This is a genomic window from Rhizobacter sp. (assembly GCF_031412495.1).
Classification (GTDB): domain Bacteria; phylum Pseudomonadota; class Gammaproteobacteria; order Burkholderiales; family Burkholderiaceae_C; genus Schlegelella_A.
Genome location: NZ_JANODC010000034.1, coordinates 1 through 12,034 on the forward strand (window position 1 = coordinate 1; position 12,034 = coordinate 12,034).

The 12,034-nt window shown below is 70.1% G+C and carries 9 protein-coding genes and 1 pseudogene; 5 read left to right on the top strand and 5 right to left on the bottom strand.

Features of this window, described 5'->3' with window-relative positions; genetic code table 11:
* Positions 1-12 precede the first annotated feature (12 nt).
* Complete coding sequence (locus AC30N0_RS01195; RefSeq protein ID WP_489516114.1) at positions 13-2,883, bottom strand: ATP-binding protein; 2,871 nt, start codon at positions 2,881-2,883, stop codon at positions 13-15.
* Between the two features lie 242 nt (positions 2,884-3,125).
* On the opposite strand from AC30N0_RS01195, the gene AC30N0_RS01200 reads away from it, so the two are divergent.
* Positions 3,126-4,004 carry an ABC transporter substrate-binding protein gene (locus AC30N0_RS01200; protein WP_489516115.1) on the top strand — a complete coding sequence of 293 codons (879 nt, stop codon included), beginning with the start codon at positions 3,126-3,128 and terminating at the stop codon, positions 4,002-4,004.
* Positions 4,005-4,055: 51 nt separating this feature from the next.
* Here the strand turns inward: AC30N0_RS01200 and AC30N0_RS01205 are convergent.
* The 3 genes and pseudogenes from AC30N0_RS01205 to AC30N0_RS01215 all read right to left on the bottom strand — a co-directional run.
* A pseudogene (locus AC30N0_RS01205) lies at positions 4,056-4,252 on the bottom strand (shikimate dehydrogenase); the annotation flags it as partial.
* A 576-nt stretch (positions 4,253-4,828) separates the two neighbouring features.
* Positions 4,829-5,701 carry a protease HtpX gene (gene htpX, locus AC30N0_RS01210; protein ID WP_489516116.1) on the bottom strand — a complete coding sequence of 291 codons (873 nt, stop codon included), beginning with the start codon at positions 5,699-5,701 and terminating at the stop codon, positions 4,829-4,831.
* Between the two features lie 33 nt (positions 5,702-5,734).
* The gene (locus AC30N0_RS01215; protein ID WP_489516117.1) at positions 5,735-7,795 is read right to left on the bottom strand and encodes an NAD(+) synthase; all 2,061 of its coding nucleotides are present in this window, start codon (positions 7,793-7,795) and stop codon (positions 5,735-5,737) included.
* Positions 7,796-7,927: 132 nt separating this feature from the next.
* Between AC30N0_RS01215 and AC30N0_RS01220 the strand changes: the two genes are divergently transcribed.
* From AC30N0_RS01220 to AC30N0_RS01235, 4 genes are all read left to right on the top strand, one after another.
* Positions 7,928-8,170 (top strand): hypothetical protein, encoded by a 243-nt coding sequence (locus AC30N0_RS01220; RefSeq protein WP_489516118.1) that lies wholly within the window; start codon positions 7,928-7,930, stop codon positions 8,168-8,170.
* A 22-nt stretch (positions 8,171-8,192) separates the two neighbouring features.
* Positions 8,193-8,432 carry a hypothetical protein gene (locus AC30N0_RS01225; protein ID WP_489516119.1) on the top strand — a complete coding sequence of 80 codons (240 nt, stop codon included), beginning with the start codon at positions 8,193-8,195 and terminating at the stop codon, positions 8,430-8,432.
* Positions 8,433-8,523: 91 nt separating this feature from the next.
* Positions 8,524-8,712 carry a hypothetical protein gene (locus tag AC30N0_RS01230; protein ID WP_489516120.1) on the top strand — a complete coding sequence of 63 codons (189 nt, stop codon included), beginning with the start codon at positions 8,524-8,526 and terminating at the stop codon, positions 8,710-8,712.
* Between the two features lie 28 nt (positions 8,713-8,740).
* On the top strand, positions 8,741-10,135 hold the full coding sequence (locus AC30N0_RS01235) for an APC family permease (RefSeq protein WP_489516121.1): 1,395 nt from the start codon (positions 8,741-8,743) through the stop codon (positions 10,133-10,135).
* Positions 10,136-10,144: 9 nt separating this feature from the next.
* Here AC30N0_RS01235 and AC30N0_RS01240 read toward each other — a convergent pair.
* Positions 10,145-12,034: TonB-dependent receptor (locus tag AC30N0_RS01240; RefSeq protein WP_489516122.1), on the bottom strand; the 1,890-nt coding region annotated here is incomplete at its 5' end.

Here is a 12,034-nt window from a genome sequence, read left to right on the forward strand (position 1 = left end):
TCAGGATCGTGCTCATACGGCCTCCATCACGCGCTCCGGAAGGATAAAGGCGAAGGTCGAGCCCCGCCCGGGCTCGCTCTCGACGCGCATCGTGCCGCCGTGCAGCTCGACGAAGCGCTTGGCGAGCGCCAGGCCGAGGCCGGTGCCCTCGGACTTCCTCAGGTAGTCGCCCCCGGCCTGGCGGAACTCCTCGAAGACGAGCGCCTGCTGGTCGGCCGCGATGCCGACGCCGGTGTCGACCACCGCGATCTCGACCGCGTTCTCGAGCCGGCGCGCACGCAGCGTGACGCGGCCGCCGGCCGGCGTGAACTTGACGGCGTTGGAGAGCAGGTTGATCACGACCTGCTTGAGCTTCCTGACGTCGGCCGTCCAGTCGCCGAGGCCGGCCTCGATATCGAGCGCCAGCACCAGGCCCAGCCGGCGGGCCCGCTCTCGCACCAGCGTCGTGCAGTTGTCGAGCAGCATCGGCAGGCTGGTCGTCGCCAGGTCGAGCTCCATGCGGCCGGCCTCGATCTTCGACAGGTCGAGGATGTCGTTGATGAGCGAGAGCAGGTGGTGGCCCGAGGAGTGGATGTCGAGCAGGTACTCGAGCTGCTTCTCGTTGACCTCGCCGAACATCTTCTCCGAGAGCACTTCGGAGAAGCCGATGATCGCGTTGAGCGGCGTCCGCAGCTCGTGCGACATGTTGGCGAGGAACTCCGACTTGTGCTTGTTGGCCATCTCGAGCTCGCGGCTCTTGGCCTGGATCTCGTTGAACAGGCGCGCGTTCTGGATCGCGATCACGGCCTGGTCGGCGAAGGTCTTGAGGAGCGTCAGCTCCTTGTCGGTGAACGGCGCCGGCGGGCTGCGCGAGACCTGGATGGCGCCGACGCCGCGGCCTTCCCAGAGCATCGGCGCCACCGCGATCGAGAAGTTGCGGATCTCGGCGGCGATGCGGCGCATCGGCGCCGGCACGTCGGCGCCGGCGAGTGCGTCCGGGTAGTGGATGACCTGGCGGGCCCGGATCGCGTTCTCGGTGGCGGTGCCCTCGAGCGGCCGCGGGAACGCGCCGGCGATGGCCTGGACGCTGCCGCTCGGGCCGAGGGAGTTGCCCCGGTAGCCGCCCATGCGCAGCATCCCGGCGTCGTCGACCAGGTAGATGCCCAGGCCGGTGCCGGCGAACAGCCGCTCGCAGCTGTCGAGGATCTTGTCGAACACCGGCTGGGTGTCGGCCACCGAGCTGCTGATGACCTGTAGCACGGCGGCCGTCGCCGTCTGCTGCTCGAGCGCTTCCCGGGTCTCGTTGAACAGGCGCGAGTTTTGGATCGCGATCACCGCCTGGTCGGCGAAGGTGCGCAGGAGGCCGGTTTCCTTGTCCGTGAACCCGGTCGCCGGCTGGCGGATCACGTAGAGGCTGCCGATCGTTTCGCCTTTCCACACCATGGGCGCGATCACCTGCGAGTAGGTGCCCACGCCGATGCTCTCGGCGATGGCCCGCAGGCGCGGCGGAACGTCGGGGTCGTTGAGGACGTCCCGGACGTGCGTGATGCGCCAGTCGCGGTCGGGGCCGTCGAACTCGAGCTGGACCGGGAACAGCGCCTGCAGCCGCTCGCGGGCGCTGCCGTGATGGGCGCCGAGGTGGAGCAGCCCGTCCTCGCCGGCCAGCAGGACGCCTTGCTCGCTGCTCGCGAACAGGCGCTGGCAGCTTTCCAGGATCTTCTCGAACACCGGGCCGCTGTCGGCGACCGAGCCGCTGATGACGCGCAGCACCTCGGCCGTCGCCGTCTGCTGCTCGAGCGCCTCGCTCAGTTCGGCCGTGCGCTGCGCGACCTTCTGCTCGAGCCCGGCGTACGACTCGCGCAGCTGCTCGCTCATGCGGTTGAACTGCTCGGCCAGGCCCTCGAGCTCGTCGCCCGTGCGGACCTCGATGTGCCGGTCGAGGTGGCCGGCGCCGATCCGGGCAGCGCCTTCCTGCAGGGCGCGCAGGGGCCGGACCAGCGCCCGGGCGAGGAAGAAGCTCGCCGCGATCGAGATCAGGAGCGCCGCGACTAGGATCAGCGAGTTCCGCTGCAAGGTGGCGTAGAGCGGCGCCAGCGCCTCGGTGCGCGGCGACTCGACGAACACCGTCCAGCGCAGCGTCGGTATCGACGCGTGGGCCGAGAACACCTCGTCGCCCTTGAGGCTGCGTGCGAGCGAGCGCCCCCTGCCGCCGGGGACGGCGAGATCGGCGACCTGCGGAAGGGCGCTGAGGTCCGACTTCTTCAGCACCAGGCTGATGTCCGGGTGGGCGATCAGGATGCCGGTGGCGTCGACGACATAGGCGAGTCCGGCGGTGCCGACCTTGATGCGCGAGACGACGTCCCAGACGAACTTGAGGTTCACCTCGGCCGCGGTGACGCCCCCGTCGCCGGCGGGCCGGGCGATCGTCATGTACGGCTCGGTGCCCTTGCGGAAATAGACCGGCCCGTAGTGGATGCGGCCGGTCGAAGCCTCTTGGAACCTGGCCTCCTGCGACAGGTCGGTGCCGGCACTGAACGCGTCCATGGCGAGGCGGCCGATGCGCAGCTGCTCGCGGCCGCGCCCGTCCATCCAGCTGACTTCGGTGATTGCCGGCACCTGGCGCAGGAGCTTCAGGTACTCGATCCGCCGCTCCTCGAGCGCGTCGCCCTCGACGCTGGCCCGCGGCAGCGCGGTCCAGCTGAGCTGGTGCGCGATGTCGAGGATGTACTGCTCGATGCGGGCCGCTGCGCTTTGCGCTTTCTCGACCTGCAGGGCGACCAGGTGCGCTTCGGTCTCTCGCCACGAGAAGTAGACGCTGATCGCGCCGCTGGCGACGAGCATTCCGCCGACCAGCGTGATGATCAGCAGCGCGTACTTCGGAAAGAGCCGCCAGCGCCTCATCATGCCCCTGGTTGTGAGCGAGCATCTTGACAGCTTTCTCCGCGCTCCCGACGTGCCCCTTGGCGCCTGCCGGGCAGCCGCTCGACGCAGTAGACTGGCTCCAGCAGGCGAGTGGCATTCACCCGGGTCACCGGTTGCCGGTTGCGAGGAGGCGCAGGGCGTTCGGCTCGTGGGCGGCGGCCTTCTCGGTGGCAGCGGGGCTGCCGCGGCTTGCGCGTGCCGCGTCGCCACCGCGGATTGCCTGGGTGTCCGGCTCGAAACGCGACCCGCAGTCGCCCTTCGTCGAATCGCTCAAGGTCGGCCTGGCCGAGCTCGGCCACCTGGAGGAGCGCGACTACCGGATCGAGCTGCACTGGGGCGACGACCTGCGCGAGCGATTCGACCCGCTCGTCGCCGAGGTCTTGCGCTCCCGGCCCGACGTGATCGTGACCCAGGGGCCGATCATCTTCGCCGTCCAACGCAGCGGCACGACTGTTCCGGTCCTGTTCGCGTTCAGCGGCGACCCCGTGGAGGGCCGCCTGGTCGACACCCTCGCACGTCCTGGCCGCAACTTGTCCGGGATCAGCATGCTGGCCCTCGAGCTGGCCGGCAAGCGCATGGAAGCACTGGCGGAAACCGTGCCCGGTCTGAAGCGTGTGGCGGTGCTGACCAATCCTGCCCACAACGGCGAGCGCAAGGAGCTCGAGGCATCGCAGGCTGCCGCAGCCCGGCTGGGCCTGAGCCTCGAGTACCTCCCGTTCGAAGGCGACGCCGCCGCGGAAGGTGCGCTCGCAGCGGCCGTTCGCGCCGGCTGCCAGGCCATGATGGTGTTCCCCGACGCCGGCATGATGCGGCGAAGCGAGCGCTTCGCCCAGTTCGCGCTCCAGAACCGCATGCCCGCGGCCTCCGGCTGGGCCGAGTTCGCCCGGCGTGGCAACCTGCTCAGCTACGGGCCCAACGTGCGGCAGGTCTATCGCCGGCTGGCGTCCTACGTGGACCGGGTCCTCCGCGGCGCGAAGGCGGCGGAGCTTCCGGTGGAGCTGCCGACCGTGGTCGAGCACGTCATCAATCTCCGCTCGGCCCGCGCCATGGGCCTGGCGATCCCCCGTACGGTTCTGCTCCGAGCCAACGAGCTGATCGACTGAGCGGCGCGCCGGGGTCCCGGCGCCGACCCGAGCGCCCGCGCGGGCGAGGCGTTACGCGCCGGCGAGGAGCCGCCGGAAGTGCCGTTCCATCCGCGCCGTATCGGCCTTCAGGCCGGTGAAAAACTCGAATGCGCCGATGGCCTGGCCCACCGCCATCGTGCCGCCGTCGACCGTCCGGCAGCCGAGCGCGCGCGCCGCCTGCAGCAGCTCGGTCTCGATCGCACGTAGACGACTTCGGACACCCAGAGCGAGGGGCACCGACCCGGCGATCATGGCGTGGCCCACGGGCACGCCGAGCAGCTGAGGGGGACGATGGCGACGAGCGGACGAAGGCCGCGCCCCAGAGCACCAGCCACAGCCAGGCCGCCAGCGACAGCTCGGTGGTCCACCCGACCGGCAAGTTGAGACGTAGCGCAGGGCGATCTGCAGGATGAAGGCGACAAAGATGAGCGCGGGCAGCCCCGCCGCCACCGCCTCGGCGAAGCGGTGCAGCGAGCTCAGCAGGCGTGCCATCGCGCCGTCACTTGGTCGCGTTGATCCGCTCGAGCATGCCGGCCGGCCATCGACGGCCAGGACAATCCGCTGCCGAACGTGCAGAACATGAAGTTCTACGAGGTGATGTCGCAGATTGCATCTCGACCTCGAAGTCGGGTCGATGTCCTTGGCGAACATCTTCATCATGTCGGCGCGGATGTCCTTGTCCGAGAACACGGCGGCGAAGCGCAGGGTCTGCGGCGCCTGCGCGCGGGCCGTAGGACGGCGGCGAGCGCCAGCGTGGCTCCCGTGCCGCCCGGCCTGCCTCGGCGGCCACGGGCAGGCCGACTTCAGCGGCCGAGCGCCTGCAGCGCGGCGATGCGCTGCTCGATCGGCGGATGGCTCGAGAACAGCGCCATCCAGCCCGGGCGGTCGTTGATGCCGAAGGCGCGCAGCGACTCGGGCAGCGCCGCCGGCTCCTTGCCGCCGAGCCGCGCGAGCGCCCTTACCATGGGTTGCGACGAGCCCAGGTACTCGGCCGAGCCGCGGTCGGCGCGGAACTCGCGCTGGCGCGAGAACCAGGCGACGATGAGCGAGGCGAGCACCGCGAACAGCATCTCGCAGACGAAGACGGTGATGTAGTAGCCCGGCCCGACGCCGCGCTCGGTGCGGAACACGGCGCGGTCGACGAGCGTGCCGACGATGCGGGCCAGGAAGATCACGAAGGTGTTCAGCACGCCCTGGATCAGGGTCAGCGTCACCATGTCGCCGTTGGCGACGTGCGCGACCTCGTGGCCGAGAACGGCCTCGACCTCGTCGCGGCTCATCGACTCGAGCAGCCCGGTCGAGACGGCGACCAGCGCCGAGTTCTTGAACGCACCCGTGGCGAAGGCGTTCGGCGCCCCTTCGAAGATCGCCACCGTCGGCATGCCGATGCGGGCCCGCTCGGCGAGCCGCCGGACCGTCTCCACCAGCCAGGCCTGGGTCGTGCCCTCGCTGCCGTCGATGACCGTGGCCCCGGTCGACCATTTCGCCACCGGCTTCGAGATGAGCAGCGAGACGATCGCGCCGCCGAAGCCCATCACGGCCGAGAAGGCGAGCAGCGAGCCGAAGTCGATCCCGTCCTGCGCCATGACCCGATCGATGCCGAACAGCTTCAGCACGATCGACAGGACCAGCATCACGGCCAGGTTGGTGATGACGAAGAGGACAACGCGCTTCATCGCTGAATTACTCCTGTTGACTGGGAAGAGCCATCAAGCTTCGGGAATCCGGTCGACGTCGTCCAGCCACACCGTCGCCTCGGAGTCGCTCGGGGCGCGCCAGTCGCCGCGCGGCGAGAGGGACCCGCCGGAGCCAACCTTCGGCGCGTTCGGCACCGCCGAGCGCTTGAACTGGCTGGTCTTGAAGAAGCGCCAGCAGAACGTGCGCAGGTGCTTCTTGATCTCGGCCAGCGCGTAGGCGTTGCGCGCGATGTCCGGCGCGGCGGGCCAGTCGCCCCGGGCCGCGTCGTGCCACGCCGTCCAGGCGAGGAAGGCGACCTTCGTCGGCGCGTAGCCGTAGCGGAGGATCTGGTAGAGGTGGAAGTCCTGCAGCTCGTAGGGGCCGACGCTCTCCTCGCTGCTCTGCTCCGGCTGGCCCGCCGGGTCGCCGGGCACGAGCTCCGGGCTGATCTGCGTGCCGAGGATGTCGTCGAGAACCCCGTCGTCGCCGCGCTCGACGGAGCCGCTCGCCGCGACCCAGCGCACGAGGTGCCGGATCAGCGTCTTCGGCACGCTGGCGTTGACGTTGTAGTGCGACATGTGGTCGCCGACGCCGTAGGTGCTCCAGCCGAGCGCGAGCTCGGAGAGGTCGCCGGTGCCGACGACGAAGCCGCCGTGGAAGTTGGCGAGCCGGAACAGGTGGCTGGTCCGCTCGCCGGCCTGCACGTTCTCGAAGGCGATGTCGTAGACCTTCTCGCCGCGCGCGAACGGATGGCCGATGTCCTTCAGCATCTGCAGGCAGCTCGGCTTGATGTCGATCTCCTGCGCCGTGCAGCGCACCGAGGCCATGAGGCGCCGGGCCTGGTCGAGCGTGCGCGTGCTCGTTGCGAAGCCCGGCATCGTGTAGGCCAGGATGCTGCTCCGCGGCAGGCCGGCCCGGTCCATCGCCGCGGCGCAGACGAGCAGGGCATGCGTCGAGTCGAGCCCGCCGGAGATGCCGATGACGAGCTTCTTGCCGCCGACGGCATTCAGCCGTTGCAGCAGGGCGTTGACCTGGATGTTGTAGACCTCCATGCAGCGCTCGTCGAGCGTGGCGGGGTCCGAGGGCACGTACGGGAAGCGCTCGACCCGGCGCTGCAGCTCGAGGGGGAACTGCGTCGGCACGGCAAGCGCAAAGGGCACGCGGCGGAATGCGCACAGGCGATCGGCGTGCTTCTCGACCGAGTAGCCGTACGAGTTCTGGCGCATGCGCTCGCGCGAAACGCGCTCGAGGTCGACGTCGGCGCTGATGAAGTGCGAGCCGGTGACGAAGCGGGCCGATTCGGCGAGCAGGTCGCCGCTCTCGTAGATCAGCGCCTGGCCGTCCCAGCCAAGGTCGGTGGTCGATTCGCCGAGCCCGGCCGACGAGTACAGGTAGGCGGCGAGGCAGCGCGACGACTGCAGGCTGACGAGCCGGTGCCGGTAGTCCGACTTGCCGATCGTGATGTTCGACGCCGACAGGTTGACCAGCACCGTCGCGCCGGCGAGGGCCGCGTAGCTCGACGGCGGGATCGGCACCCAGACGTCCTCGCAGATCTCGCAGGCGATCTTCAGCAGCGGCAGGTCGGCGCATTCGAAGATCAGGTCGGCGCCGAACGGCACCTCGGCGTCGAGCAAGCGGACCGTGGTCGACAGCGCGGTGTCGCCGGACTGGAACTGGCGCGCCTCGTAGAACTCGCCGTAGTTCGGCAGGTAGGTCTTCGGCACGACACCGAGGACGCGGCCCCCGGCCACCACGGCGGCGCAGTTGAACAGGCGGTGGTCGACGCGCAGCGGCAGGCCGACGATCGCGACCGCGCCGACGCCGGCCGTCGCCGCGGCGATGCGGCCGAGCGCCGCTTCGCTGGCGTCGAGCAGGGCCCGCTGGTGGAACAGGTCGTCGCAGGTGTAGGCTGAAAGCCCGAGCTCCGGGAAGGCGACGACGACGGCGCCCTGCGCCACCGCCTGCTCGAACATCAAAATCGTTTCGCCGGCGTTGAAGGCCGGGTCGGCGACCTGGATGCGCGGCACGGCGACTGCAACGCGTGCGAAGCCGTGGCGGTACGGGTTGAAGAAGTCCGGCTCGGTGTGGGGCATGGCCAGTCATTGTGCGGCGGCTCCGACGATCCGTCGCGGCCATCTCCGACACGGCCCGCTCGCCCGCCTGCGCAGGATGCAGGAATCGCCAACCGCCTCCACCGGGCGGAACGCGCAGCGCAGGAGAAACCGATGAAAGAGCAGACGACCGACACCCATCCGCTGAGCGACCTCGTCTACGACTGGATCACGCTTATCCAGAACAAGGCGCAGGCGCTCGTCGCCTACGATCAGTACATCCGGGACGCCGAGGAGGCCGGCTCGCCGGAGTGCGCCGCCTTCTTCCGCAAGGTGCACGACGCCGACAAGGCCCAGCTGGCCGAGGCGAAGGGGCATCTGGTCGCCGTGCTGCAGGGCAGGATGGGCAAGGGCTGACCAGGGGCCGAACGAGAACGACATGGACAAGACCCCCGAGCAGCTCTACACCGACCTCCTGCGTCAGCTGGCGAGCCCGAGCGCCATCCAGCCGGCCCTGCTCGCCGACACCTTCCGCGAGGTCGAGCGCATGCACTCGATGGGGCACATCACCGACTGGCAGCTGCACAACGCCCGCGAGGCGTACGCCGAGACGATCGAGCGCGATCCGCGCGAAGGCGGGCCGCGATCGGCGGAGACCCGGGCCGACGAGCGCGACTGATCGTTCACCCGCGGCGCGAACACGCCCTTGTCCGACTCGCGCCGGGCTCCGGGCGGCAGACAATGACTGTTCGTCCATTCACGAGCACCCGATGACCGATCCCCGCAACATCGCCCACGACAAGAAGGTCCAGCAGGAAAAGAAGCACCGCCACGAGGAAATCGCTCCTGGCGCGGACGCCAAGCCGCAGCCCGGCAAGAAGACGCCCATGGAGCATCACGCCTCCGACATCTCCAAGTTGCCCGACGAGGCGGCGGACGAGGGCACGGCGAAGCCCTAGCGGCCGGCTCAGCCCGAGGCACCGGCGCATGCCTCACCCCGCCGACGTGCCGCCCGGCAGCGACGGCGCCAGCCCGCCGGAGCCACCGGCGCTGCGACGCGTGATGGGGCCGTGGCTGCTGCTCCTCTTCATCGTCGGCGACATCCTCGGGACCGGGATCTACGCCCTGACCGGCCAGGTCGCCGGCCACGTCGGCGGCGTCGTCTGGCTGCCCTTCCTCGCCGCCTTCGTCGTGGCCCTGATCACGGCCTTCAGCTACCTCGAGCTGGTCACCAAGTACCCGAAGGCCGCGGGTGCGGCGCTCTATACGCACAAGGCGTTCGGCGTCCACTTCGTGACCTTCATCGTCGCCTTCGCCGTGATGTGCTCGGGCATCACCTCGGCATCGACGGCGTCGCGCGCGTTCGCGGCCAATCTGTCCGGCGCCTTCGAGCTCGGCCTCGGCCCGCTCGGCGTCACCGCCGTCGGCCTCGCCTTCATGGCCCTCGTCGCCGCGATCAACCTGCGCGGCGTCGGCGAGAGTGTGAAGTTCAACGTGGTCCTGACCTGCGTCGAGCTGACCGGCCTACTGATCATCATCTTCATCGGCCTGTCGGCCATCGCCGCCGGCCAGGGCGACGTGTCGCGCGTGCTCCGGTTCAGCGCCCGCGCCGACGGGGGCGGCGCTTTCTGGTCCGTCGTCGCCGCGACGACGATCGCCTTCTACGCCATGGTCGGCTTCGAGGACTCCGCCAATATGGCCGAGGAGTGCAAGGACCCGGTGCGCCACTTCCCCAGGGTGTTGCTCGCCGGCCTGTGCATCACGGGCCTCATCTATGTGCTGGTGTCGATCTCCGCGGTGACGCTGGTCGCGCCCGAGGCGCTGGGCGAAGGCGAGACGCCCTTGCTGAAGGTGGTGGCGGCCGGCGCGCCCGGTTTCCCGCTCGAGGTATTCGGCGTCATCACGATGTTCGCGGTGGCCAACAGTGCGCTCATCAACATGCTGATGGCCAGCCGCCTCGTCTACGGCATGGCGCGCGAAGGCGTGCTGCCCGAGTCGCTCGGGCGAGTGCATGCTCGGCGCCTCACGCCGTGGGTCGCGATCGCATTCACCACGCTGCTGGCCTTCGGGCTCATCGGCTTCGTCGGCGGGGTGCCAGCACTCGGCGGCACCACCGCGCTGCTGCTGTTGTGCGTCTTCGCGGTGGTCAACGTCGCGGTGCTCGTGCTGCGCCGCGACCCGGTGGCGCACAAGCACTTCCGCACGCCCACCGCGTTGCCGGTGGTGGGCGCGCTGACCTGCGCCTTCCTGGCCGGGCCCTGGACGGGCCGCGACCCGGTGCAGTACCAGATCGCCGGCGTACTGCTGGGGCTCGGTGTGGTGCTGTGGGCGCTGACGCACGTGGTGCTGCGCTCGACCGCCGCGGCACCCCGGCGCGCCTGAGCCGGGCCGTCAGAAGTCGATCGCCACCGCCATGCGCCACGTGCGCGGCGTGCCGATCTGCAGGCCCGCGCCGGCCGACGCCCAGTAGCGCTTGTCGAACACGTTGTCGACGTTGAAGAGCACGCTCGTGGCCTGGCCGAGCGCGGCCGTGCGCCAGCGCACGCCGGCATCGAGCCGCGTCCACGCGGGGATCGACTGCGTGTTCAGCGCATCCACGTCCTGCCGGCCGAAGCGGAACACGCCCGCATACAGCCCGAGCCCCGGCACGGCCGCCAAGCGGTAATCGCCGGTGAGGCTTGCCGCGTAGACCGGCACGCCGGGCGGGCGCTGGCCGTTCTGCGCCGGGTCGCCGGTCTCCACTTGGTCGGCGTCGAACAGCGTCAGCCCGCCGATCACCGACAGCGCCTCGTTCACCGGCCCGGACGCGAACAGCTCCAGCCCGCGGTGGCGCTGCGTGCCGTCGACCACGAAGCGCGGCAGCGGCGTCTCCTGGTTGGTGAAGGCGAGCGGCCGCTCGATCTGGAACAGCGTGGCCGACAGCAGCAGCTTGGCCTCGCTCTCCCACTTGACGCCCACCTCCACCTGCTCGGCCACGCTGGCCGGGAAGGCCTGGTTCGGGTTGCTCACGCCCGTCTGCGGCGCGACGGGGCCCTGCTCCAGTCCTTCGGCGTAGTGCGCGTAGAGCGTCATCGACGGCACGGGCTTGAACATCACCGCCGCGACCGGTGAGGTCTTGGTGTTGTCGAACGCGCTGTCCTGCGCGCCGCCGGGGCCGAAGTAGCTCTCGCCCTCGATCGCCTGGTGGCGCAGGCCGATCAACGCCGACCACTGCGGGTTGAACGTGATCAGGTCCGAGACGGCCAGGCCCGCGCCGCGGTAGACCAGGCCCTTGCCGATGGGCAGGTCGCTGTTGAAGGCCGGCCGGTCGACGAACACCGGCGCATAGAGGTTGGACGCGAAGGGACCGAAGCTCACGCCGGTCTGGTCGATCGAGAACTCGAATTCGCTCGCGGTGTGGCTGCCGTTGAAGACCAACTCGTGCGAGACGCTGCCCGTCTCGACCAGCCCGCGCAGCGTCAAGTCGGTGCTGCGGTCTTCGAGCGAACCGAGCAGGTTGCCGGGGAAGACCGTCAGCTCGCCGTTCGGTCCGACCAGCTGCGCGTAGCTGCCCTCGTAGCCGCGCTCGGGCTCGCGGCTGCTGATGAACTTGCCGGTGAGCATCCAGCCCGGCGCGACGCGCCAGTCGGCCTGCAGGAAGCCGTAGCCGCCGCGGTTGTAGGCGCGAGCCCAGCGGTTGGTGTGGTTGATGCGCGGGTCGGGCGCGCGCGGGATCTGGAAGCCCGGGTCCACGCCGTAGCGGTCGCGGTAGCCGCGGTCCTCGATGTCGTAGAACTCGAAGGCCGCGCGCAGCGTGAGGGCGTCGCTCACCTGCCAGTCGCCGGCCACGGCGGCCATGTCGGTGCGGAAGTCCTGGCCGTCGATGGGCGTGTCGCCGCGGTTCGTCGCCAGGTTCACGCGCAGCCCGAATTGGCTCTCGTCGCCGAGCCGCCGGCTCAGGTCGCCGTGCACCAGCACCCGGCCGCCGTCGGCGTAGCCGAGCGTCAGGCGCGTCAGCGGGTCGGCCGTCGGCATCTTGGTGACGTAGTTGAGCGCGCCGCCCAGAGGCATGCGCGCCGTGCCGCCGAGCAGGAAGGCGCTCACGCCCTTGAGCAGGTCGATGCGCTCGACGTTGAACAGGTAGGAGTTGCGCTGGTTCGGCCGGATCGCCTCGACCTGCAGCCCGTTGATCAGCCCGCCGGCCTGGAAGCCGCGCACCTGCGCGTACAGCGCCGAATCGCCGGGCGTCGACGACGACGTGACCGACGGGTCGTTCTTCAACACGTCCGACGCGGTCACGGC